23 protein-coding genes are annotated in these 24,288 nt (G+C 66.9%); 13 read left to right on the forward strand and 10 right to left on the reverse strand.

The window, feature by feature from the left end; translation table 11 throughout:
* Nucleotides 1-72 precede the first annotated feature (72 nt).
* On the reverse strand, nt 73-1,182 hold the full coding sequence (aroB, locus tag N825_RS02325; RefSeq protein ID WP_037446139.1) for a 3-dehydroquinate synthase: 1,110 nt from the start codon (nt 1,180-1,182) through the stop codon (nt 73-75).
* A gap of 53 nt (nt 1,183-1,235) precedes the next feature.
* Complete coding sequence (locus N825_RS02330) at nt 1,236-1,829, reverse strand: shikimate kinase (protein ID WP_051511424.1); 594 nt, start codon at nt 1,827-1,829, stop codon at nt 1,236-1,238.
* Between the two features lie 289 nt (nt 1,830-2,118).
* Between N825_RS02330 and N825_RS37680 the strand changes: the two genes are divergently transcribed.
* From N825_RS37680 to N825_RS02340, 3 genes are all read left to right on the forward strand, one after another.
* On the forward strand, nt 2,119-2,259 hold the full coding sequence (locus tag N825_RS37680) for a hypothetical protein (RefSeq protein ID WP_198038147.1): 141 nt from the start codon (nt 2,119-2,121) through the stop codon (nt 2,257-2,259).
* 66 nt (nt 2,260-2,325) lie between these two features.
* Nucleotides 2,326-3,303 (forward strand): site-specific tyrosine recombinase XerD, encoded by a 978-nt coding sequence (gene xerD, locus N825_RS02335; RefSeq protein WP_084164187.1) that lies wholly within the window; start codon nt 2,326-2,328, stop codon nt 3,301-3,303.
* 108 nt (nt 3,304-3,411) lie between these two features.
* Entirely contained in the window at nt 3,412-5,520 is a 2,109-nt protein-coding gene (locus N825_RS02340; RefSeq protein ID WP_037446140.1) for an ATP-binding protein, read from the forward strand.
* Here N825_RS02340 and N825_RS02345 read toward each other — a convergent pair.
* From N825_RS02345 to hcp, 5 genes are all read right to left on the reverse strand, one after another.
* Nucleotides 5,507-6,175: an endonuclease III domain-containing protein gene (locus tag N825_RS02345; protein ID WP_037446141.1), complete on the reverse strand. Its 669-nt coding sequence runs from the start codon at nt 6,173-6,175 to the stop codon at nt 5,507-5,509. The two genes, N825_RS02340 and N825_RS02345, sit on opposite strands and share 14 nt — an antisense overlap.
* A gap of 112 nt (nt 6,176-6,287) precedes the next feature.
* Entirely contained in the window at nt 6,288-6,803 is a 516-nt protein-coding gene (locus tag N825_RS02350) for a hypothetical protein (protein WP_037446142.1), read from the reverse strand.
* A 5-nt stretch (nt 6,804-6,808) separates the two neighbouring features.
* Nucleotides 6,809-7,018, reverse strand: coding sequence for a hypothetical protein (locus N825_RS02355; protein ID WP_037446143.1), 210 nt, complete (start codon nt 7,016-7,018; stop codon nt 6,809-6,811).
* Between the two features lie 393 nt (nt 7,019-7,411).
* The gene (locus tag N825_RS02360; protein WP_037446627.1) at nt 7,412-8,506 is read right to left on the reverse strand and encodes a 2Fe-2S iron-sulfur cluster-binding protein; all 1,095 of its coding nucleotides are present in this window, start codon (nt 8,504-8,506) and stop codon (nt 7,412-7,414) included.
* A 1-nt stretch (nt 8,507) separates the two neighbouring features.
* Nucleotides 8,508-10,184 carry a hydroxylamine reductase gene (gene hcp, locus N825_RS02365; RefSeq protein ID WP_037446145.1) on the reverse strand — a complete coding sequence of 559 codons (1,677 nt, stop codon included), beginning with the start codon at nt 10,182-10,184 and terminating at the stop codon, nt 8,508-8,510.
* 522 nt (nt 10,185-10,706) lie between these two features.
* Between hcp and N825_RS02370 the strand changes: the two genes are divergently transcribed.
* A complete protein-coding gene (locus N825_RS02370) occupies nt 10,707-11,975 on the forward strand; it encodes a S41 family peptidase (RefSeq protein ID WP_051511426.1) in 1,269 nt (422 codons plus the stop codon).
* A gap of 10 nt (nt 11,976-11,985) precedes the next feature.
* On the opposite strand, the gene N825_RS02375 is transcribed toward N825_RS02370, so the two are convergent.
* Nucleotides 11,986-13,284: a lytic murein transglycosylase gene (locus N825_RS02375; protein WP_037446146.1), complete on the reverse strand. Its 1,299-nt coding sequence runs from the start codon at nt 13,282-13,284 to the stop codon at nt 11,986-11,988.
* Between the two features lie 594 nt (nt 13,285-13,878).
* On the opposite strand from N825_RS02375, the gene fdhD reads away from it, so the two are divergent.
* Together fdhD and mobA are read left to right on the forward strand one after the other, a co-directional pair.
* A complete protein-coding gene (fdhD, locus tag N825_RS02380) occupies nt 13,879-14,775 on the forward strand; it encodes a formate dehydrogenase accessory sulfurtransferase FdhD (protein WP_037446147.1) in 897 nt (298 codons plus the stop codon).
* On the forward strand, nt 14,762-15,397 hold the full coding sequence (gene mobA, locus N825_RS02385; RefSeq protein WP_037446149.1) for a molybdenum cofactor guanylyltransferase MobA: 636 nt from the start codon (nt 14,762-14,764) through the stop codon (nt 15,395-15,397). Before fdhD ends, mobA begins: the two co-directional genes overlap by 14 nt.
* Here the strand turns inward: mobA and N825_RS02390 are convergent.
* Nucleotides 15,394-15,774 (reverse strand): response regulator, encoded by a 381-nt coding sequence (locus N825_RS02390; RefSeq protein ID WP_037446151.1) that lies wholly within the window; start codon nt 15,772-15,774, stop codon nt 15,394-15,396. The genes mobA and N825_RS02390 overlap by 4 nt on opposite strands.
* Before the next feature lie 367 nt (nt 15,775-16,141).
* Between N825_RS02390 and N825_RS02395 the strand changes: the two genes are divergently transcribed.
* The 5 genes from N825_RS02395 to N825_RS02415 are packed head-to-tail and all read left to right on the forward strand — an operon-like array spanning nt 16,142 to nt 20,756.
* A complete protein-coding gene (locus N825_RS02395) occupies nt 16,142-17,110 on the forward strand; it encodes a TRAP transporter substrate-binding protein (protein ID WP_037446153.1) in 969 nt (322 codons plus the stop codon).
* Nucleotides 17,111-17,126: 16 nt separating this feature from the next.
* Nucleotides 17,127-17,678: a TRAP transporter small permease gene (locus tag N825_RS02400; RefSeq protein ID WP_037446155.1), complete on the forward strand. Its 552-nt coding sequence runs from the start codon at nt 17,127-17,129 to the stop codon at nt 17,676-17,678.
* 32 nt (nt 17,679-17,710) lie between these two features.
* On the forward strand, nt 17,711-19,015 hold the full coding sequence (locus N825_RS02405) for a TRAP transporter large permease (protein WP_037446156.1): 1,305 nt from the start codon (nt 17,711-17,713) through the stop codon (nt 19,013-19,015).
* Nucleotides 19,016-19,018: 3 nt separating this feature from the next.
* On the forward strand, nt 19,019-19,729 hold the full coding sequence (gene pxpB / locus N825_RS02410) for a 5-oxoprolinase subunit PxpB (RefSeq protein WP_037446158.1): 711 nt from the start codon (nt 19,019-19,021) through the stop codon (nt 19,727-19,729).
* Nucleotides 19,730-19,733: 4 nt separating this feature from the next.
* Nucleotides 19,734-20,756: a 5-oxoprolinase subunit C family protein gene (locus N825_RS02415; RefSeq protein WP_037446159.1), complete on the forward strand. Its 1,023-nt coding sequence runs from the start codon at nt 19,734-19,736 to the stop codon at nt 20,754-20,756.
* A gap of 21 nt (nt 20,757-20,777) precedes the next feature.
* Here the strand turns inward: N825_RS02415 and N825_RS02420 are convergent, their stop codons facing one another.
* Nucleotides 20,778-21,392 (reverse strand): hypothetical protein, encoded by a 615-nt coding sequence (locus N825_RS02420; protein ID WP_051511427.1) that lies wholly within the window; start codon nt 21,390-21,392, stop codon nt 20,778-20,780.
* A 189-nt stretch (nt 21,393-21,581) separates the two neighbouring features.
* Here N825_RS02420 and thrC point away from each other — a divergent pair, with 189 nt between their 5' ends.
* A complete protein-coding gene (thrC, locus tag N825_RS02425; protein WP_037446161.1) occupies nt 21,582-23,009 on the forward strand; it encodes a threonine synthase in 1,428 nt (475 codons plus the stop codon).
* Nucleotides 23,006-24,268: a M16 family metallopeptidase gene (locus N825_RS02430; protein WP_037446163.1), complete on the forward strand. Its 1,263-nt coding sequence runs from the start codon at nt 23,006-23,008 to the stop codon at nt 24,266-24,268. The genes thrC and N825_RS02430 overlap by 4 nt, the downstream gene beginning before the upstream one ends.
* Nucleotides 24,269-24,288: the final 20 nt, after the last annotated feature.

Consider the following 24,288-nt stretch of genomic DNA (forward strand, 5'->3'; position numbering starts at 1 on the left):
GATTTGCCGTTCAATCAAGTTTTCGGCATAAAATTGCGTAAACTACGAAGTCTAACCATTTTGGGAACGCCTTCAGCGCGCCTCGTCCAGTACCGCCGCCACCTCATGGCCGTCGATGTCGCGCGCGGTGAAGGCTTGTCCGATCCCACGCGCCAGCACGAAGGTGATCTTGCCGTCCGCGACCTTCTTGTCCTTCGCCATATGGCCCAGCAACTCCTCGGTGTCCCAGGTGACGCCGGCGACATCGCCCAGCCGCGTCGGCAGCCCGATCATCGCCAAGTGGGCCCGCACCCGCTCCGGAACGTCCGGCGCGCACAGCTTCAGCCGGGCGGACAGATCGAACGCCATGCCCATGCCCAGCGCCACCGCCTCGCCGTGCAGCAGGCGGTCGTCATAACCGACGGCGGCCTCCAGCGCGTGGCCGAAGGTGTGGCCGAAGTTGAGCAGCGCCCTGCGCCCCGACTCGCGCTCGTCCTGACCCACGATGGTGGCCTTGGCGGCGCAGCTCACCGTCACGGCCCGGACCAGCGCGTCGCTCTCGCCGGAACGGACGGCGGCGCCGTGCTCCTCCAGCCACTGGTAAAAACCGGCGTCGTCGATCAGCCCGTACTTCACCACCTCGGCGTAGCCCGCCAGCATGTGGCGCGGCGGCAGGGTGGACAGCGCCGCCGTGTCGGCCAGCACGAGCAGGGGCTGGTGGAACGACCCGACCAGGTTCTTGCCATGGCGCGTGTTGATGCCGGTCTTGCCACCGACCGAGCTGTCGACCTGCGCCAGCAGCGTGGTCGGCACCTGGATGAAGTCCAGACCGCGCAGGGCGATGGCGGCGGCGAAGCCGACCAGGTCGCCGATCACGCCGCCGCCCAGCGCCACCAGCACGGTCGAGCGCTCGATGCCGCGCCCCAGGATGTCATCCAGCAGGGCTTCAAGCTGGCCGAAGCTCTTGGTCTTCTCCCCCGCCGGCAGGACGATGGCTGGTCCATTGCTCCGCACGCCGGCCGCCGACAGCGAGGCCTCCAGCGCCGCCAGATGCAGTGGCGCCACTCGGTCGTCGGTCACGACGATGACGGGCCGGCGGCCGATCAGGGTGGACACGCGTTCCCCGGCCTCGCCGATCACTCCCGGACCGATCACGATGTCATAGCCGCGTTCGGCCAGGTCGACCCGGACGATGTCCCGCATGATGTCAGTATCCCTCAAACGAAATGGCCCCTTGGAATGGATGCCGCGGCGGCTCAATCGCGGCCAGTGACTTGGACGCCGGGATGGGTCTCCAGCGCCCTCAGCACGCGCTCGACCGTTTCCTCCGGCGGGGCGTCGATGCTGTCAACCGTGATGTCGGCCTCGGCGTAGACGGGATGCCGCAGGTCGATCAGCCGGCTCAGGATCTCGCGCGGGTTGCCCTGCTTCAGCAGGGGCCTGTTGTTGCGCCGCGACGTCCGGGCCAGCAGCACGTCCAGCTCAGCGCGCAGCCACAGCGAGATGCCGTGATCGCGGATCAGGGCCCGCGTCTCCGGGTCCATATAGGCGCCGCCGCCGGTCGCCAGGATGTGGGGCGGGTTATCCTGGAGCAGCCGGCCGATCACCCGGCGCTCGCCGGCCCGGAACTCGGCCTCGCCGAACCGCTCGAAGATCTCCTCGATGGTGCGGCCGGCGGCGGTCTCGATCTCGTTGTCGGCGTCGCGGAACGGCAGGTTCAGGCGCGCGGCCAGCCGGCGGCCGATGCTGGTCTTGCCGGCCCCCATCAGGCCCACCAGCACCACGGTCCTTGGCACCACGAGACGGGGCGCCGCCGAACGCGACGAGATGACAGGCTGATGGGCGTTCATGAAACGGACGCGACCTTCCGCGGCTGGAATTGACTACAGGTTATATTGCGCGGCGACGATGCCATCGGTACAGTATCGTGTCTTCAACCTTTGGGCAGGGTAAAATCCGGTTGCCCTCTCGTGGTAAGCGCATCATGGATTCCCATCCGCCCAAGGGTCGGGAACGCGCCTAAAAAAGGCCATGGTGCTCCTTAACACAAGGCAATTCATCTTCTCCAGATCAATGATTGACAGCACCGTGGCTCGTTCTCGCAATCGCCCATACTCGGGCTCATCCTCGACTGGTATCATGTCCCGCTTGCTCAGCGTCCTCATCGTCCTGGCCCTGATCGTCGTCGTCGGCGGCGCCGCATTCCTCGCGACATGGGATATGCCGGCCCCCTCGAAGACGGTGGAGCGCGTCATTCCCGACGACCGCTTCCCGCGCTGATCGGCGGGTCCGCCGCCCATGCGCTGATTTGCCGCGCTCTTCTTAATTCCAGCGGAAAGCATGCCCATGGCACGTCCCGGCCGTCCCCGCAAACCCAAGGCGCTTCCCTCGCCGCGCGTCGAATCCTTCCTCGACATGCTGGTGGCGGAGCGGGGCGCCGCGCATAACACCCGTCAGGCCTACGAGCGTGACCTGATCGACGCGGCCGCGTGGCTCACGACCCGCGGAACCTCGCTGGACCGCGCCGGCACGGACGACCTGCGCGGCTATTTCGACCACCTCAACGCCCTCGACGGCGGCACGGCGGTCCGCACCATCGCCCGCCGCCTGTCGGCGTTGCGCCAGTTCTACCGCTTCCTGTGCTCCGAAGGGCTGCGCGCCGACGATCCGGCGGGGACCATCGACAGCCCCAAGCAGGGCCGCGCCCTGCCGAAGATCCTGAGCGAGGTCGAGGTCGAGACCCTGCTGACGGCGGCGCAGCGGCGCGACGGCCCCGACGGCATCCGGCTGGTGGCGCTGCTGGAGGTGCTCTACGCCACCGGCGTCCGCGTGTCGGAGCTGGTCGGCTTGCCGCTGACAGGCATCGCCCGCGATAACCGCTGCCTGATCGTCAAGGGCAAGGGGGGCAAGGAGCGGATCGTGCCGTTGTCCGACCCGGCGCGCGACGCCCTGTCAGCCTATCTGCCGGTGCGCAAGGCCTTTATGGTGCCGGGACGCGAGCAGCGGCAGGCGGGTTTCCTGTTCCCGTCGCGCACGTCGGAGGACGGCCATCTGACCCGCCAGCGCTTCGCGCAGCTTCTCAAGGAACTGGCGATCGATGCCGGGATCGAGCCGCGCAAGGTCAGCCCTCACGTGCTGCGCCACGCCTTCGCGACCCACCTGTTGGACCACGGCGCCGATCTGCGCAGCGTCCAGAAGATGCTGGGCCACGCCGACATCGCCACCACCCAGATCTACACCCACGTGGTCGGCGACCGGCTGAAGCGCGTGATCAACGACCACCACCCGCTCGCCCCCTTGAAAAAGCTCGCGAACGCCGACTGAGTTCCCAGTCGTCACGATTTGGCTGACAATAGTCTCCGATTGTTTCCGATCCTTTTTCGCCACCCACTTGTTGAAGACTCCAACGGATAAATTACCGGTGGGGAGCGGATGACCGCGAGGGAGGGGGATGGCCTGGAAAGAAGCAATGCCCGCCTGAGATATCTGGCCGGTGCGATGGAGAGGATCCAGGCCGCCGGTTCCCGCGACGCCGTGATGGACGCGGTGGGAGACGCCGCCAGGTCGCTCGGCGGCGCGGATGGCGTCGCGATCGTGATGCGCGAGGGCGACCGGTGTGACTACGTTGACGAACGCGCCATCGCCCCACTGTGGCGCGGCCAGTCGTTCCCCATGGAAACGTGTGTTTCGGGTTGGGCGATGCTCCACGGCCAAACCGCCGTCGTGCCGGATGTCCAACATGACGACCGCACACCCTCGTCCATCTACCGATCCACCTTCGTCAAAAGCTTGGTCATGGTACCGATTGGCCAGAACGCCCCGGATGCCGCGATTGGCGTCTACTGGGCGGAACGGCGCGATCCGGAGGATTGGGAGGTCGCAGCGCTGGAGGCGCTGGCGCGCGCCGCCGCGACGGCGCTTCGGGCGGTTGGGCTCCTGGAGTCGTTGACGGCGGCGAAGGATTTGGCCCAGCGGGTCCATGCCCAAGCCTTGTTCGGGCTGGCGGAGCGTGAGAAGGCCGAAGCGGCGCTCCGAGCCAGCGAGGCCCGCTTCCGCGCCTTGAGCGAGGCGATCCCCCAATTGATCTGGACCTCGCGCGACGGTGGCGACTGGACCTGGGCCAGCCGCCAGTGGCTGTCCTATACAGGCCAGCGGGAGGATGACGCGCTGGCTTGGGGCTGGCTGGAACCCGTCCACGACGAGGACAAGGCGGCGACCGAGGATGCTTGGAGCAGGGCCACCGACGGCGGCATCCTGGAGGTCGCCCACCGGCTGCGCCATTCCGACGGGAGCTACCGCTGGTTCCAGACCCGCGCCTTACCGATCAAGGAGGCAACCGGCTCAACCCTTTGGTGCGGCGCCTCCACCGATGTCAGCGCATTCAAGGATGCGGAGGACGTCCTGCGGCACGCGCGCGACGAGGCGGAGAAAGCCAATCGCGCCAAGTCGCACTTCCTCGCCACAGCCAGTCACGACCTGAGGCAGCCGGTGACCGCGGCCTTTCTGTACATGGACTTGCTAAGCCGCCGCTTGACCGATCCTGGCGCCATCGAGATGGCCGACATGGTTCGATTGTCGCTGGACGGCTTGCGCGGCCTGCTTGGTGGCTTGCTGGAGATCGCGCGCCTGGAGGCCGGAGTGGTGCGGCCCAATCCGACGGCTTTCGCGCTGGACGATCTGTTCCAACGACTATCCGGCGAGTTCGAGGGCCAGGTGACGGCGCTGGGGCTCCGCCTTCTGGTGCCACCGACAAAGGTGGCGGTCTTCACCGACCGCGTGCTGCTGGAAGTCGTGCTCCGCAACCTGATGGGAAACGCCGTCAAGTTCACGACGCGCGGTGGCGTCTCGATGGACGTGGTCGAGGAGCCAGCCACCGGAGACGTCGCCGGCATGATCCGGATCGACGTCCACGACTCCGGCCGCGGCATCGCATCCGATCAATTCGGCCGCATCTTCGAGGATTATTACCAGGGCGGCGATCCGACCGTTCCAACCGCCGGCTTCGGCATCGGCCTCGCCACGGTCCGCCGGGTCGCCGACATGCTCGGCTATCGGCTCAGCGTCAATTCCAGGGTCGGCCATGGCTCGATCTTCTCGGTCTGGGTACCCGGCGCGCCCGCCACCGCCAGACTGGAAAGGCTTGAGGACACGTCCGCTCCGGACAATCCAGGCCGGCGCCACGGTTCGGTCCTGATGATCGAGGACGATCCGATCATCGCGGCGGCGTTGCAACTCGAAATGCGGGAATGGGGCCTTGATGTCACCAAGGTTTCCGGTCTCCGGGAACTTCGCGCCCGCTTCGGCGGCGAGCCGCCCGCGTTCGATCTCGTGATCTCGGATTACCGCCTGGGCGACGGCGACGGGTTCGAGGCCATCGTGGAGATCCGCGGGCGCATGGTGATCCCGGCCATCCTGCTGACCGGGGATACGGCACCCGACGTGATCCTCCGCGCCGCGCGGGATGGCATCCGCCTGCTTCACAAGCCGCTGACCGGGGCGGACCTGAAAAGTGCCGTCAACGAAGCGCTCAGCGCGGATTGACGACGCCGACCTGTCGGCACATCGACAGCAGAAGGCAAGTCGGGCACTTGGGCCGCGCCGCCACGCAGACGGACTTGCCGAACGGCACCAGCCGCTCGTTGATCTCGATCCAGTAGCGCTCCGGCAACAACTTTTCCAACGCCGACATGGTGCGCTCCGGTGCCGACGTGGCGACGTAGCCCCAGCGGTTGGCGATGCGGTGGACATGGACGTCGACCGCGACCGCCGCCCGGCCAAACCCCACCGCCAGCGTTAGCGCCGCGATCTTCGGGCCGACTCCCCGAAATGAAACCAATTCGGCCATGTTGTCGGGAACTTGGCTCTGATGGTCGTCGATCAGGCGCTGGGCGATCGCCTTGAGGTCGCGCGCCTTGGGCTCGGGGAACGTGGCGCCATACAGCAGCGTGACCAGCCGATCCTCCGGCAACCGGACGAAATCCTCCGGTGTCCGAGCCTCCGCGAACAGCCGCAAGCAGACCTCGATGGTCGTCTCGTCGCGGGTCCGGGCTGAGATCAGGCTGCCGACCAACTGCTCGAATGGCGTGCCGTATCCCCGGTCGCGCAGGTCGAACATCGCCGCCTGCGGCAACCCAGCCACCGCCCGCCGCAGCCGCTCGAACACCACGTCGATATCGAAGGGTTCCTTGGGCTCCATGCCGGACCCAACCACCCCCGCCGCGCGGAAGTTCCCTCCCGGCCAGCCTGACCGGGGTAGCCGCCGTCGTTCCCGTGACGGGCCTTCGCCATTCCGTGAGTGATTGGCGGGCTTAAAAAGCGCGGGGATAAGCGCGCGCCAGCGTTTCCATCTGCATGGCCATCACGCCGCCATTGAGATCCCGATAATGAGCGGAGTAAAGGAGGCTTGTGACGAGACGCTGCTCGATCTTCGCCTTGTCAACTTTGGCGATGATCAGGGCATGGATCAGCGCGAAATTCTCATTCACCACAAGTCCGCGTTTCTGCAGGTTGGCGGGAAGATCGCCAAGGGGACCGATCTGGATCGGCTTGATTTTGCAGAGCCATTTCAGGAGATAGCCGGCGATCTTGAAGCGATCGGCGCGCTCCATTCCATGAAAAGCTTTTAATCGGTTGATATCAAGAAAATAGCTTTCAACACAGTTGATCAACAGCACCTTGTTCATGGTCGCGCCAGTCAATCCCGTGGTGATGAGCCTGGAGTTGTATTTTTCAAATGTCTCTTGAAGATAAGCGCAGCGACGCACGATCCGCTTAAGCTGGTCATCCTCCGGCAACTCGGCGAGGTCATTCGTCTCGTCGAACATCAGTGTCACTTCTTCGCGCCGACGATGCCATCGATGGCGGTTGAGGTGACGGCGAAAGCTTCATCCAACTGTTCGTCGAACTCAGCCAGTGCCACTTCTTCCACAAAGCGGATATCGTCGTTGGGCAGCGTCCAATGCGAAACGTCCCGGATGCCGTCGTCGCCGACGAGCGTCGTGAACTCATCGATGAGAGCCTGGTTCAACTTGGTTGTCATGTGAATGCAATCTAATCGGTTGGCGCATGTTCGCGCTTCATGTGTGTCACTTTTTAGGAAGATGGAAGAGGTAAATCAATCGTCCCAATGTCACATCCTGAAAGTTGTGTTGATAATCTCGGCAACGCTCCGGGATGAAACTCCAACGGTTGGTGAACAGGTGGATACGGACCGTTGCCTGGACGAGGCCAAAGGGTCGCCACTTGGCGCGTCCGTGGTGAAATCTGGCCGCCGGCCAGCCGCGGTCATGAGTGGAGGAACCGCCGAGGTTTTTCTTAATACGGATAAGGAGGATTCACAGGATGGACACGGATTCCACGACGTTGATCCCGATCCACTACGCGGCCGTGCGTCAGTTTGGTTCGATCCGTTTCGAAGGAAACCTGGAAGGCTTCATCCCACCGCGCCACCGCATTGTTCATGGAATACGCGGTCTTCCGGCAGCCCTGCCTTGACCGCGGCGGCGCGGATCGCCTCGACCATTCCGGACGAGCCGCAGACATAGATGTCGGGCAGAGGTTCGCCTTGGCGTGACGCCGCCTCCAGCGAGGCGCTCAGCGCATTCACCACCGAGCCGGTCCCGGCGGCCCATGACGGGTTCGGCTCGGCGCCCGGTTCGGTGCCCGGATTGGCGACGGTGCGGACGATCTCCAATCCCGGCAGGCTGGACTGGAGCGTCGTCAACTCGTCCTGGCAGACCTGCTCGTCGGGCCGCCATGTGCCATAGAACAGCCGCGCCGGTTGCGGATCGCCCCATTCCGCCATCCGCCGCAGCATCGATAGGACGGGAGCCAGCCCGCTGCCGCCCGCCACGAACCAGCGGGGATCGAGGCCGCGGTCGCGCAGCACGAAGGCGCCGCGAGGTCCCCGCGCGACGAGCCTCATGCCGGGTGCCGCGGTCTCGTTCAGCCAAGTGCCGAAGCGGCCGCCCGGCTGCAACCGGATCAGCAGTTCCACCCGGCCATCCCAGTTCGGCGTGGACGCGATGGAATAGGCCCGCGTCAGGTCGGTGCCCGGAACGGTCAGTTCCAGATACTGGCCCGGCTCGAAGTCCACCCCCGTTCCGCCATCGCGACCCGGACCCAGGCGCAGGACGAGGCGGCGCATCGGCGCGCTCAAGACCTCGATCGCCTCGATCACCGCGTCCCGCTCGGGTTCCGGCTCGAAGCGGATCATCGCCGCGTCATAGGGAGCGCTCAGTTCCACATCCGACAGGGGACGGCAGCGGCACAGCAGCACGCCGCCCTTCGCCCGCTCGCGGTCGGGCAGGGCCGAGGGGCCGCTGGGTTCCCGCTCGACCTCGCCGGACACGACATAGGCCAAGCAGGCACCGCAGCTTCCCTCGCCGCACTGCGCCGGCGGGTAAAGATCCTGCCGCTCCGCCGCGTCGAGCATGCGCTCTTCCGGACCGCAGGCGAACGCGACGGACCTGCCGTCGCGCGTCTTCAGGGTCACGCCGAATTCGACCGTCGCGTTCGCCCCATTCATGTCAGGCCGCCTGTCCGAGCGCCCGGGCCACATCGGCCGCCGCCTCGCCATTGGCGCGCAGATCGAGCCTCTCCTGGAGCACCGCCAGCAGGGTCGGCGTCAGGAACGCCGGCAGAGTCGGTCCCAGGTGGATGCCCTTGATCCCCAGCGCCAGCATCGTCAGCAGCACGGCCGTGGCCTTCTGCTCGAACCACGAGACCATCAGCGACAGCGGCAGGTCGTTGACGCCGCACTCGAACGCGTCCGCCAGCGCCATGGCGATCTTGATGGCGGAATAGGCGTCGTTGCATTGCCCCAGGTCGAGCAGGCGCGGGATGCCGTCAGCGGTCCCGCCGATCGTGCCATGATCCTGGTCGTTGATGCGGAACTTGCCGCAGCCCAGCGTCAGCATCACGGTGTCCGCCGGGGCCGCCTCCGCCACCTCGGTGTAATAGTTGCGGCCGGGAGCGGCGCCATCGCAGCCGCCGATCAGGAAGAAGCGGCGGATCGCCCCGCTCTTGACCGCGTCGATTACCGTCCCGGCGACACCCATCACGGCGTCCCGGGCGAAGCCGATGGTGATCGTCCTCTCTCCATCACCACCACCTCCGACATTCTGGCCAAAACCCGGCGACGCCTTCGCCGCCTGGATGACGGGAGAGAAATCCCCGTTGTCAATATGCCGCACGCCGGGCCAGCCGACCGGACCGGCGGTGAAGACGCGGCCCTTGTACGACCGTTGCGGCTCGATCAGGCAGTTTGAGGTCAGCACCACCGGACCGGGAAAGGCCGCGAAGTCGGATTGCTGGTCCTGCCACGCGCCGCCGAAGTTGCCGGCCAGATGCGGGTGGGCCTTCAGCGCCGGATAGGCGTTGGCCGGCAGCAGTTCGCCATGGGTATAGACCAGGATGCCGGTGTCGCGGGTCTGCTCCAGGATACGGGCGAGATCGCCGAGATCGTGGCCGCTGACCAGGATCGCCTTGCCGGGGACCGGCGTCATGCGGACGACGGTTGGTTCCGGTGTGCCATAGGTGCCGGTGTTGGCCGCGTCCAGCAACTCCATGACCTTGAGGTTCAGCGTCCCGGTGTCGAGCGCCAGCGCCAGCAGTTCCGCGATGTCGGATGGGTCGCCGGCTAGATCGGACAGGATGCGCGCGATGCCGGCGTCGATCGCGGGGTCGCGGAAGCCCAGCACGGTGGCGTGGTGGTAATACGCCGCCACTCCCTTCATCCCGTAGAGCACCAGCACCCGCAAGCCGATCACGTCCTCGCCCACCGTCTCGACCCCGGCGCGCACCCCAAAGGACGCGGCTTCCGCGAGCATCTCGGCGTGGGTGGCGGGCGGCTCGTAGCGGGCGGGGCCGGGCGGTACGGCGACGGGAGCCATCGCGGCGGCCTTGCCACCCAGCCCGTCGCGCAGCGCCACGGCCTGACGGATCAGCAGTTCGATCCGCACGGGATTGAAGTTGACGTTGGTCAACGTCGTGAACAGCGCGTGGTGGATGAAGTCGTCCACCTCGGCATCGGTCACGCCCAGGGCGCGCGCCCTGTGCGAGACCTGCGCCAGCCCCTTCACCGCGTGGATCAGGATGTCCTGAAGGTCGCTGGTGACGGCGTCCTTGCCGCAGGTCCCCTTGAGGGAGTGGCATCCCGCGACGGCGTCGATGTGCTGGGTCTGCTCGCACTGGTAACAGAACATGGGAACTCCTGGATCAAGCCGTTTCCGTAAGCGGGTGCGGGTCGGGATCGGGAATCGTCCTCATCCGCCGCTGTCCGCTGGGTTGGCGGACCCTAGACCGCGCTGGCGGCCGGCCACTTGACCGCGGTCAAGCGCCGGAGAAGGATCACGCGATCATGGACTTGACGGGAGTGACTTCACGCATCGACCTTGCTCCAGCCGTCGCCGTGAAAGATTCTTCAACACGGATGGAGAGGATTCACAGGATGGACACGGATTCCACGACGTCGATCCCGATCCGGTTCGCAGGCGTGCGTCAGGATGGTCCGATCTGTGTCCATCCAGTCAATCCTCTTTATCTGTGTTGAAAGAGCCTCCACCCGCTCCAACCCATCAAAATTCCAGAGCCTCCCGCACCCGCGTGGCCGAAATACCGCGCCACGAAACCATCACGACTCGGACACAATATCACACCAAATTTTAACCTTAAGCTCGATAGGCTTGGCTCATGCCCCAGCGTTCTCGTGGATAAGGAATGCGCTCATGAGCCGGACCCGCGTCGCCCTCGGCGCCTCGCTGCTTCTGTTCACCCCGCTTCAAGCGTGGGGGCAGGCGGCGGTCGAGGCGAATTCCGTCTCCGACGAGGAGACGTCGCAGGCCAAGGCGCTGGAGTTGTTCAAGACCGCGTTCACCCAGCTGCGCGGTGGCTTTGTCGATCAAGTCGACGCCGAAAAGCTGGTCGAATCCGCGATCAACGGCCTGCTGACCTCGCTCGACCCGCATTCCAAATACCTCAACGCCGAGCGCTACACCGAGAACAAGGCGCAGAACAACGGCGAGTTCGGTGGTGTCGGTGTCGAGATGGCGGTCGAGAACGGGTTGGTGAAGGTCCTGGCCCCGATCGAGGACTCGCCTGCCTTCCGCGCCGGGGTGCTGGCCGGCGACCTGTTCACCCACATCAACGGCGAGCCGGTGCGCGGCGTCACGCTGGCCGAGGCGATGGACCGCATGCGCGGCGGCATCGGCACGCCGCTGTCGCTGACCATCCAGCGCGGTCCCGAGGGCAAGACCTTCGACCTGACGCTGGTGCGGGAACTGGTCAAGAGCCCAGCGGTGCGCTGGCGCCGTGAAGGCGACGTCGGCTACATCAAGATCAGCGGCTTCACCCAGCAGACCCAGCCCGGCCTGGAAAAGGCGTTGATGGCGCTGGACGCGGAACTGGGCCCCCGCCTGACCGGCTACGTCCTCGACCTGCGCGACAATCCGGGTGGTTTGGTCAAGCAGGCGATCTCGGTCTGCGACACATTCCTCGACCAGGGCGAGATCGTCTCCACCCGAGGCCGCAGCACCCCATCGGAACGGCACTATTGGGCGACCCCCGGCGATCTCGCCCGCGGCAAGCCGATCGTCATGATCGTCAATGGCCGCAGCGCCTCCGCGTCGGAGATCGTCGCCGGCGCGCTCCAGGATCAGCGGCGCGCGGTGATCCTGGGCAGCCAGACCTTCGGCAAGGGTTCCGTCCAGACCATCACGCCGCTGTCGAACCGCGGGGCGACGCGGATGACGACGGCGCGCTACTACACGCCGTCGGGCCGCTCGATCCAGGCGCTCGGCATCACGCCCGACGTGCTGGTCGACGCCGCCCGCGTCACGCCGGTCCAGTCATCCGCCACGGGCGGCGCGGACCAAGCGAACCCAGCCAAGCCGGTCGACTACCAGCTGACCCGCGCGCTCGACATCCTGCGCGGCGCCGCCCTGTTCGCCCAGCCGCCCGCTTCAGCGTCCCAGCAGGCGCAACTGCTGATCCCCTAAGGCGCCGTCATCACGACGCCGAACCGGCGGTCCGCAGGCGGTCCAGCAGCGAGCTTGACGCGAAGCCGTCGGCTGGCAGCTTTTGGGATTTCTGGAAGCTCCGGATCGCCGAGCGGGTGTTGGCGCCGATGATGCCGTCGGGCGTGCCGACCGGCAAGCCCCGCGCTCCCAGCAGGCGCTGCATCTCGAACCGCTCGTCGCGGCTGAGCGGGCGTTCGTCGCGCGGCCAGCCGCCCTGGATTCCGGGCCGGCCCGCCATCCGGTCGGAGAGATAGGAGATCGCCAGCGCGTAGCTGCTGGAGTTGTTGTAGCGCAGTATGGAGCGGAAGTTGTTCATCACCAGGAAGGCGGCACCCCGGTTGCCGGCCGGCAACAGGATCGAGGCGTCGGCCTGATCGGGCAGGGGCCGCGTCCCGGAAGCCTGCCGAACGCCAAGCCTCCGCCACTCCGCGATGGGCTTCCTGACCGACATGTCCGCCTGTTCATAATCGAACCCCGGTGGCAGCACGGCCTCCGCTCCCCACGCCTCGCCGGGGCGCCAGCCGACGTCGTGGAGATATCCGGCGGTCGAGCCGAACACGTCGGGCAGGCTGGTCCACAGGTCGCGCCGGCCGTCGCCGTCGCGGTCGACGGCGTGGCTGGCGTATGTCGTCGGAATGAACTGGGTATGGCCCATGGCTCCCGCCCAGGACCCCACCAGCCGGCCACCCGGCGCGTCGCCCCGGTCGATGATGCGGAGCGCCTCGATCAACTGCTCGCGCCAGAAATCGGCGCGGCGGCCGTGCCACGCCAGCGTCGCCAGCGCCTCGACCACGTTGTAGCTACCCATGTTCTGGCCGAAATTGCTCTCCATCGCCCAGATCGCGACGACGACTTCGGCCGGGACGCCATAGTCGTTCTCGACACCCGCCAACAGGCCGCGCTGGACGCCCAACTGGTCACGGCCCCGGTTGACCCGCGTGTCGTTCAGCGCGCTGTCGAGATAGGCCCAGACCGGCCGGGTGAACTCCGGCTGGCTGCTATCGGAGGCCAGCACCTCCGGCAGCACGCGAAGCCCGGACAGGCTGCCGTCCAAGGTCGCCTGCTTGATCCCGGCCGCGCGGGCCTCGGACCGGAAACCGGCCAGCCATGTCGCGAAGTCGGCTTCCTGCGCCATCGGATCGGGCGTCAGCGGGGCGGACTGGTCGGCGGCACCGGGAGGAGGCTTGGTGCCGGGGATGGGCAAGGGCTCGCCACCGGCGCTCGAACAGCCGGCCGCCGCCACGACCGCGGCGGCCAGAATCATGATGTGCGAAGTCTTCAGTCCCATGCGCCGATCCGCTGTTGCACCCCCGGGCGCCCCACGTCGAAGCGGGACCGCCAAAGGGTTCCTGTTATCAGAAGTACTCAATAGAGATGTTCGGGTCGACACACAAGCGCCGCCGGCCGCGTCACGGCCTACCCCGATCCTGTCACTTTCGGTCGATTATCCATCATTTCCGGATAGATCCGTGATGTGGGTCACAGGAACCAAGGCGCCACCGCGGCATCTTGCGCCCTGTCACGGGTCAGCCGAATGGGCTATGTTGCAACGCGGCACCAGGTTACGGGAAAGTGTAGCATCTGGCTTTTGGTTGAAACGACCTTGGCCTGAATTTGATGTATCTATCATCAGGCAACGTTTTTCTTGGGCATGGTCATGGCACGGCGGTCGAGCGGGAGTAACGGGGTTTCCAAGATGGACAGTTTCGGCAAGGATTGGGCACGGTGGTCGGTCGGCGAGCGGTATACCGCGATCGCCGTGGTCGCGGCTTCGCTGATCGGCGTTGCGACCCACTTCCTGCTCGACGTCATCTGACCATTTTCCACGCCGACGGCGGCGTGGCGCTTGCCTGAAGGGGGGGGGCCGAACTAGGCTCGCCCCATGGAACATGCTCCCCTTGAAGAGTTTCTGGTCCGCCCGGACCCGACCGATCCGCGCCTGACCAAGCGGGTCACCGGCATCGACCAGACCGGCGCCCCGATCGAGACCTCCGTCACCGTCGAACGCCCCCTAACCCTGTTCCTCAACGGACAGGAGATCGTCACCATGATGACGATCTGCGACTATCCAGAATATTTGGCGCTGGGCTATCTTCTCAACCAGAACATGCTGCGGACCGACGACCGCGTCACCGACATCGTCTACGACGACGAGATCGAGACAGTGGTGGTCCGGACCGAGCGGCCGACCGATTTCGAACAGAAGCTGAAGAAAAAGACTCTGACCTCGGGTTGTGCCCAAGGCACCGTGTTCGGCGACCTGATGGAGAAGTTCGGCGATATCCGGCTTTCCACCACGGCGCGGCTCAAGACCTCGTGGCTCGCCACCCTGACGCGCAAGATCAACACCGCTCCCAGCCTCTACCTGGAGGCCGGCGCCATCCATGGCTGCGTGCTGGCGCAAGGGGACAGGGTGCTGGTCTACATGGAGGATGTCGGCCGCCACAACGCCGTGGACAAGGTCGCCGGCTACATGTGGCGCCACGGCCTGACGCCAGAGGACAAGATCTTCTACACGACCGGGCGCCTGACCTCGGAGATGGTGATCAAGACCGTCCAGATGGGGATCCCGATCCTGGTGTCGCGCAGCGGCTTCACCGCCTGGGGCGTCGAGTTGGCGCGCGAGGCTGGCCTGACCCTGATTGGCCGCGCGCGGGGCCGCCGCTTCGTCGCCCTGGCCGGGGAGGATCGAATCGAGTTCGATCTGGCTCCAACGGCGGGGGAGGACGAACCCTCCAGCCACCGCCGCAAGGGGAGCCGCGACGATGAGCGCGACTAGGACACCGGATGTCATCGGGGTGCTTCTGGCCGGCGGGTTGTCGCGCCGGATGGGCGGCGGCGACAAGACGCTCCGGCTCCTGGCGGGACACTCCATCCTCGACCGGGTGATCGACCGCGTCCGGCCGCAGGTCGGGACGCTGATCCTGAACGCCAACGGCGATCCCGCCCGTTTCGCCGGGAGCAATCTGGAGGTGGTGGCCGACGGGGTGCCGGACTACGCCGGACCGCTGGCGGGAGTCCTGACAGGGCTGGACTGGGCGGCGGAGCACGCGCCCGGCGCCCGCTGGGTCGCCAGCTTCGCGACCGACGCGCCTTTCCAGCCGACCGACTTGGTGGAACGGCTGCTGGCCGCCGTGGAGCGGGACGGCGCCGACATGGCCTGCGCCCGCTCGGATGGCCGGGAGCACCCCGTGTTCGGGGTGTGGCCGGTCCATCTGCGCCACGACCTGCGCCGCGCCATGGTTGAGGAGGGCCTGCGCAAGGTCGATGTCTGGACCGCGCGGTATCGGCTGGCGGTCGCCGAGTTCGACACCGATCCGGTCGATCCTTTCTTCAACACCAACCGCCCCGACGACCTTGCCGAGGCGGAGCGGCTGATCGCGGACGGTTTGGTTGCCTAATGCCGCGCCGTGGCGGCGATCAGCCGATCCAGATCGCTGATCCGGTAAGGCTTGGTCAGCCAGCTTGATGAGCCGACCGGCGTCTCGTCGCGGCCGGCCTCGATGATCCCGTCGATCGCGTTGCCGCGGCAGACAACCACCGTGATGCCGAGCCGGCCTGAGATCTCGCGGGCGGCGTCGACGCCCTCGCCGGGCGCCGTCAGGCCGCCATCGACCAAGGCCACGTCCGGGCGGTGCAGTTCCGCCAGCCGCACCGCGTCGGGGGCGGAGTCGGCCCAGGCGCAGACCTCGTAGCCGAAGTCCATCAGCCCGAAGCGCACGGCCCAAGCGATCAGGGGATCATTCTCCGCGACGATCAAACGGGTTTTATGGTCCATATCTTGCCTCCACAGGGGCGACCGACCCAAGCCGTATGGTAATCCCTATATCTTGGGTGCTTCAATCAAGCTCAACGATATACGGGGTCATTTGTGTCATGGAGCATCCGGATTTCCGCCGGCGCGCTCCAACGAACCGCTGGCGATCCGCTGGATGGGAACTACCACGCCCATCCGGAAATGGCAAAATCCGGTATGTCCGATTTATTGTAGGTAATTCGTCCAGGGAAGACGGAAGCCGATGGCGTGGCCCAAGGGCCTTGACCGACCCATCCCGACAAGCGAGCATCATGCCGCACCGCCGAAGCCCACCCAAGGGCCAAAAAGGCGGATCAGGGCTTCACGAAGACCGACAGGGGATGTGTTGATGCGACGTTTGGTGACCGCCGCCGCGATGGCCGCGACCTTGATGATGTCCGCGACCGCTTGGGCGCAGACCAAGTGGGATTTGCCAACCGCCTATCCCGATGGCAACTTCCATACCCAGACGCTGCGCTGGTTCGCCGACGAGGTCCGGAAAGCGACCGACGGGCAACTCGACATCACGCTCCACAGCAACGCCTCGCTGTTCAAGATGCCGGAGATCAAGCGGGCGGTTCAGACCGGCCAGGTCCCGGCGGGGGAGATCCTGCTGTCGGCCTATGGCAACGAGGATCCAATATTCGAGGCCGACGCCATCCCGTTCCTCGCGGCGGGGTATCCGGCGGCCCGCGAGCTCTACGAGGCGCAGAAGCCGTTGCTGGAGAAGCGCCTCGGCGACCAGGGCATCAGGCTGCTCTATTCGGTCGCGTGGCCGGGTCAGGGCATCTACACCAAGCGGGAGATCGCCAAGATCGCGGACTTCCGCGGCATCAAGTTCCGCGCCTACAACGCCGCGACGGCGCGGCTGGCCGAGTTGCTGGGCGCCGCTCCCACCACCGTCCAGCAGGCCGAGGTTCCGCAGGCCTTCGCGACCGGCGTGGTCGACGCCATGATCACGTCCGGGGCCACCGGCGTGGACGTCAAGGCTTGGGAGTTCTCCAAGTTCTACTACGACACCTCGGCGATGCACCCGCGCAACATCGTGATGGTCGGCGAGCGCGCGTGGCGCCGCCTGCCGGACGATGTCAGGACCCGCGTGCTGGAGATCGCCGCCAAGGCCGAGGAGCGCGGCTGGCGGGAGAGCGAGCGGATCGCCGAGGACACCAAGAAGACCATGGGCCAGAATGGCTTGACCATCGTCCAGCCGTCCGACGCCCTGATGACGGACGTGCGCGCCGTCGGTTCCACCATGATCGAGGAATGGGTGACAAAGGCCGGTCCGGACGGCCGCAAGATCGCGGACGCGTTGAAGTAGCGGCGGGAAAGCGTCGATGCGGACCCTCCTGGACGGCCTCTACAAGCTGTGCGGCTGGCTGGCGGCGTTCTTCCTGGTCGCCGTCGGCGTCCTGATCCTGCTCCAGATCGGTGGCCGGCTGTTCGGCGTGCTGATCCCCTCGACCGACGACTTGGCGGGCTTCGCCATGGCCGCTTCGTCGTTCCTGGGACTGGCCTACGCGCTCAGGGTTGGCGGCCACATCCGCGTCAGCTTGGTGCTCCAGCGGTTGCATGGCCGACCGCGCCGCTGGGCCGAGTTGTGGTGCCTCGGCTCGGCCAGCCTGCTGACCGGCTACTTCGCCTTCTACAGCGCCGACATGACCCGGGAGTTCATCACCTTCGGCGATCTCTCGCCGGGACTGTTGCCGATCCCGCTTTGGATACCCCAGAGCACCATGACCATCGGCCTCGTCCTGATCTGCGTCGCCTTGGTCGACGATTTGGTCGCGGTGGCGCGGGGCGGCGACCCCAGCTACGAGGGCGCCGAGGGCGAGTTGCTCGAGTCCGAGAAGCTGGCGACGACGGCTTCTCCCGGCCCCGACACCTGAACCCTGGGACCTAACTTGGGAAGGCCGCGCGCTTGGACCCTCTGATCCTCTCCGCCGTCCTGATCGCGGGACTGCTGCTGCTGCTGGCCAGCGGCATCTGGGTGGCGCTGTCGCTGCTGGCGGTCGGCCTGATCGCCATGGTGTTCTTCACCTCGGCGCCGTCCGGGCTGGTCATGGCGACGACCGTCTGGGGCGCCAGCGCGAGCTGGACCCTGACGGCCCTGCCGCTCTTCATCTGGATGGGCGAGATCCTGTTCCGCACCCGCCTGTCCGAGGACATGTTCCAAGGGTTGGCGCCCTGGATGGCCCGGCTGCCCGGCCGGCTGATGCATGTCAACATCGTGGGCTGCGGGATCTTCGCGGCGGTGTCCGGCTCGTCCGCCGCGACCTGCGCCACGATCGGCCGGATGTCGCTGCCCGAGCTGAGGCGGCGCGGCTACGACGACCGCATGAGCATCGGCTCGCTGGCCGGCTCCGGCACGCTGGGACTGCTGATCCCGCCCTCCATCATCATGATCGTCTACGGCGTCGCGGCCGATGTCTCGATCGGCCGGCTGTTCATCGCCGGCGTGCTGCCCGGCATCCTGCTGATCACCCTGTTCATGGGCTATGTCGCGGTCTGGTCGCTGCTCAACCCGTCGCGCACGCCACCCGGCGGGCCGGACATGGCGTTCGGCGAAAAGCTGCGGGCGTCGAAGCGGCTGATCCCGGTGGTGGCGCTGATCGCCGCCGTGATCGGCTCGATCTACGCCGGCATCGCCACCGCGACCGAAGCCGCGGCATTGGGTGTCGCCGGCGCGCTGATCCTGTCGGCGGCATCGGGAACGCTGACGCGGACCAGTTTTCGCGACAGCCTGATGGGCGCCATGGTCACGTCCAGCATGATCGCCTTCATCCTGGCCGGCGCCGCCTTCCTCACGGTCGCCATGGGCTTCACCGGCATACCCAGGGCTTTGGCCCAGTTCATCAACGACCTCGGCCTATCGCCGATGGCGCTGCTGGCGGCGCTGACCGTGTTCTTCGTGTTGCTCGGCTGCTTCCTGGACGGCATCTCGATGGTCGTCCTGACGACCTCGGTGGTGATGCCGATGGTCCAGGCCGCCGGTATCGACACGCTGTGGTTCGGCATCTACATCGTGCTGGTGGTCGAGATGGCGCAGATCACGCCGCCGGTGGGCTTCAACCTGTTCGTGTTGCAAGGATTGACCGGCCGGGACATCCTTTACGTCGCCAAGGCCGCCGTGCCGTTCTTCCTGATCCTGGTGCTCGCCGTCGTCCTGATCACGGTGTTTCCCGGCATCGTGACATGGCTGCCGACCCAGATGTCCAACCGGTGAGCTATGCCTGAGCCCCGCTTCCTGCCCGCAGGAGACGCCGCGCTGACGGTCGAGTTCGGGCAGGCGATCGACGCCGGGATCAACGCCCGGGTGCTGGCGCTCGACGCGGCCCTGACCGCCGCCGCCATGCCCGGCGTGGTCGAGACGGTGCCGACATACCGCTCGCTGCTGATCCAGTTCGACCCGGATATCCTGACCCACGCCGACCTGATCGGGGCGCTGGGGGGGCTGGATCGGTCCGCCGCCCAAGACGTGAAAGAGGCCTCCGGCGGTCGGGACTGGACCATCCCGGTCTGCTATGGCGGCGAGCATGGCGCGGACTTGGAGGATGTCGCCCGCCACCACGGCGTCACGGCGGAGGAGGTCGTCAGGCTCCACCTGTCCGGCGACTACCGCGTCTACATGATCGGGTTCGCTCCCGGCTTCGCCTATCTCGGTGGGCTGCCGCCAGAGCTTCACACCCCACGCCGGCGCGATCCCCGGATGAGGGTTCCGGCCGGGACCATCTCGATCGGCGGCATGCAGGCGGCGGTCTGCTCGACCCCGATCCCGTCGGGCTGGCACCTGCTGGGACGCACGCCGATCCGGGGGTTCGACCTTAATCGCGCGGACCCGTTCCTGTTTCGGCCGGGCGACCGCATCCGGTTCACCCGGATCGACGCCGCCGAGTTCGACCGGCTGGACGCAGCGCACGCCAGCGGCGGAAGGAGTTGAGCCGATGGCGGACCTGATCGTCATCCAGCCCGGCCCGCAGGCGACGCTCCAGGACCTCGGCCGGGTCGGCTGGCAGCGCTTCGGCGTCGCGGCGGCGGGTGCCATGGACGTGCCATCGCTGCGCGCCGCCAACCTGCTGGTCGGCAATCCGCCCGGTGCCGCGACGATCGAGTTCACCCTGTCGGGTGGCGACTACGCGGTCGAGGGCGGAACGCTCCGGCTGGCCATCGCTGGCGGCTCCTTCCCGCTCACCCTCGATGACGAGCCCGTACCGCCCTGGCGGGGGTTCGATCTGGCGCCGGGCCAGCGGCTGCGGATCGGCGCCGCACCCGACGCGCTGCGCGGTTACCTCGCGGTGTCCGGCGGCTTCGCCATCCGGCCGCAACTCGGCAGCCTGTCGACCCATATCCGGTCGGGCTTGGGCGGACTCGATGGTGCCGCGCTCCGCGCCGGCGCGCGATTGCCCCTGGTGACCGACGCGCCACCCGCGGGGCCGCCGCTGGCGCTGGACCCCGCCGCCCTGCCGCCCCGGCGCGGGGTCCTGCGGGTGGTGCTGGGGCCGCAGGATGATCACTTCACCCAAGCCGGCATCGAGACCTTCCTGAGCGGCGCCTACGCCGTGACTGGCGACGCCGACCGCATGGGCTATCGGCTGAGCGGGCCGGAGATCGAACATACGGGCGACTTCAACATCATCTCCGACGGCATCGCCGCTGGCAGCGTACAGGTGCCGGGCACCCGCCAGCCGATCGTGCTGCTGTCCGACCGCCAACCGACCGGTGGCTATCCAAAGATCGCGACCATCATCACGCCGGATCTGGCGTCGCTGGGCCAGGCGAGACCGGGTGACAGAGTCCGCTTCGCCGCCGTGAACGCCGTCGAGGCCGTCCGGATCCGGCGGGACTGGAACGCGGCGCTCGATGGTCTAGGCCGGGCATTGCGTCCAGCCGACTCCGGCGACGCGCTGGACAGCGAGCGCCTGCTCGGCATCAACCTGGTCGGTGGCGTGGTCGATGGCCGTTTGTGACGCGGTCTCCCGTGATCCGCCTCAGATCCGATAGCCCGCCCGCATCGGCGACAACGGTACGTTGGCCCGGATCGCCTCCAGCATGAAGTAGCGGGTCATCTGGAGGATGTCGGTCCGCCAGTACAGCTTGTGCAGGTCGTTGACCAGGAAGTCGGGTTCCAGGTTGGCGTAGCAATAGGTCTCGACCCAATGCTGGTCCGGTTCGGTCGGGGCCGCCGCGTCGCGCCAGCCGATCATCCATCCCGCGTGGCTGGCCCCGGTCGCCCATCGCTCGAAATGGGGCGCCACGGTGCTCGATCCGATCGGCTTCTGGACCGGGATCGAATACAGCACCACGAATCGGCGGACGTTCAGCTGCATTTTCATCAGCAGGTCCTCGCCGAACGCGTGGATCAGGTACGCCGCGTCCGACGTGCCGGTCACGTGCCGGGTTTCGACCCGCGCCCTGGTCACATGGGCCAAGGTCTGGACCCGCGCCTCCTCGCCGAACTTTGGCATGTCGTATTCGACCGACGACAGGATCGACGGCATCTGGACCGTCAGGAACTCCTCGGTCTCCCGTTGGGCGGCATCCATGCCGATGCCGGAGCCGATGGAGCCGCCAGTGGAGTCGCGGGTCGTTTCGTAATAAGTCATGCCGGGTTCCAGGTCTTGGGATAGGGGCGGGATACCCAGCAACAACCTGATCCATGTGTCTTTTGTTTCGCTGACCTGTCCAACGGAGACGGCCCCGGCCCTTGCGCCGGGACTGGCTCACTCGCTAGTGTACCGGGCGCCAAGTGTACCAGGCACCTTGGCCGGGCACGGGTTTGGAGAATTCACAGCTTGCGCTACATCAGCACGCGGGGCGCCGCCCCGACACTCGCCTTCGACGAGGTCCTCCTGGCCGGGCTCGCGCGCGACGGCGGGCTGTACGTACCCGAGACTTGGCCGACCTTCTCCCGCGACGAGTTGCGCGCCATGCGCGGGCTCCCCTATGCCGAACTGGCGGTTCGGGTGATGGCGCCGTTCCTCGGCGGCCGGTTGACCGAGCTGGAATTCGCCGAACTGGTACGCGAGGCCTACGCCGAATTCGACCACGCGGCGGTGACGCCGCTGGTCCAGCTCGACCAAAGCACCTGGGTGATGGAGCTGTTCCATGGCCCGACGCTGGCCTTCAAGGACGTGGCGCTGCAACTGCTCGGCCGCCTGTTCGACCATGTGCTGGCCAAGAAGGGGCAACACGTCACCATCGTCGGCGCCACCTCGGGCGACACCGGCTCGGCGGCGATCGAGGCCTGCCGCGACCGCGACGCGATCGACATCTTCATCCTGCACCCGAAGGGCCGCACATCGGAGGTCCAGCGCCGGCAGATGACGACGGTGCTCTCCTCCAACGTCCACAACATCGCGCTGGAAGGCTCGTTCGACGACTGCCAGGACTTGGTCAAGGCGATGTTCAACGACACCGCCTTCCGGGACGAGCAGAACCTGTCGGCGGTCAACTCGATCAACTGGGCCCGCATCATGGCCCAGATCGTCTATTACTTCGCCGCCGCCGTCCAGTTGGGCGCCCCGGATCGGCCGGTGTCCTTCGCGGTGCCGACCGGCAATTTCGGCAATGTCTACGCCGCCTACGGCGCCCGGGCGATGGGCCTGCCGATCGAGCGGCTGGTGGTGGGGACCAACTCCAACGACATCCTGGCGCGCTTCTTCGCGACCGGCACCATGTCGACCCAGGCCGTGACACCGACCATCAGCCCGAGCATGGACATCCAGATCTCCAGCAACTTCGAGCGGCTGCTGTTTGACCTGTACGACCGCGACGGCGCTGCCTTGGCCGATTGCATGGCCCGGTTCCGGGCTGGCGGTTCCTTCGCCGTGACGTCGGAGCAACTGTCCCGCGCCCGCCTGCTGTTCAACGGCCACAAGGTGGACGAGGACCTGACCCAGGCGACCATGACGGAGACCCGCCGCCTGACCGGCGGCATGATGATCGATCCGCACACCGCCGTGGGGCTCGCCGCCGCGCGGGCCGAGCAACCCAATCTCGATCCCGCCGTTCCCCTGGTGACGCTGGCCTGCGCCCATCCCGCCAAATTCCCCGACGCGGTCGAGCGGGCGACCGGCGTGCGTCCGCCGCTGCCGCCCCGACTGGCCGACCTTTACGAGCGCGAGGAGCGCCTTACCGTGCTGCCCAACGATCTCAAGACCGTCCAATCCTTCGTCCGATCCCAAGTCCGCCGCACGATCGTCCGGCAGGGGGTCGCATGAGCACAATCCGGGTCACGACACTGGACAATGGCCTGCGGGTCGCCACCGACACCATGCCGCATGTGGAGACGACGTCGCTGGGCGTCTGGGTCGGCGTCGGCACCCGCAACGAGCGGGCCGAGGTCAACGGCGTCGCCCATCTGGTCGAGCACATGGTGTTCAAGGGCACGCCGACCCGCACCGCCTTCGACATTTCGGAGCAGATCGAGGCGGTCGGCGGCCACATGAACGCCTACACCACCCGCGAGCATACCGCTTACTACGCCAAGGTGCTCAAGGAGGATCAAGCGCTCGCCCTCGACGTGATCGGCGACATGCTCCAGCACAGCCTGCTGGACGAGGACGAACTGGTCCGCGAGCGGGACGTCGTGCTGCAGGAGATCGGCCAAGCCGAGGACACTCCCGACGACATCATCTTCGACCACTTCCAATCCTGCGCCTTCCCCGGTCAGGCGCTCGGCCGCCCGGTCCTAGGCCAGCCGGAGATCATCGGGGCGCTGCCGCGCGACGCGCTGGTGGATTACATCGGCCGCAACTATTCCGGCCGGACCATGGTGCTGGCGGCCTCGGGCCGGATCGACCACGACTGGCTGGTCGAGACCGCGTCGAAGACCTTCCGCGACCTTCCGCCCCCGGTCGATCCGGCGGCGCTCGACCCGGCGCGCTATACCGGCGGCGACTTCCGCGAGGACCGCGACCTGGAGCAGCTGCACATCGTGTTGGGCTTCGATGGCGTCGGCATCCACGATCCGGACTATTACGCCCATTCCGTCTTCTCGACGCTGCTGGGCGGCGGCATGTCGTCCCGCCTGTTCCAGGAGATCCGGGAGAAGCGCGGGCTGGCCTATAGCGTCCACACCTTCTCCGGCGCCTACGAGGATGGCGGGCTGTTCGGCGTCTACGCCGGCACGGGACCCGACAAGGTCGGCGAACTGGTTCCGGTGATGTGCGACGAACTGTGCAAGGTCGCGGAGGACGTGACGGACGACGAGGTGCGACGCGCCCGCGCCCAGTTGAAGGCCGGCATGCTGATGGCGCTGGAAAGCACCATGTCCCGCTGCGAGCAGCTGGGTCAGCAGATGGTGATCTTCGATCGGCCGATCCCCGTTCCCGAGATGGTCGAGAAGATCGACGCCGTCGATGCCGCCGCCGTCCGCCGGGTCGCCCTACGCTTGCGCCAGAAGGCTCCGACGGTCACGGCTTTGGGGCCGCTGGAGGGGCTTGAGGATTATGAGCGGATCGCCGCGCGCCTGTCCTGACGCCGTGCGGCGGCGATGGA

It is taken from the genome of Skermanella stibiiresistens SB22, from assembly GCF_000576635.1.
Classification (GTDB): domain Bacteria; phylum Pseudomonadota; class Alphaproteobacteria; order Azospirillales; family Azospirillaceae; genus Skermanella; species Skermanella stibiiresistens.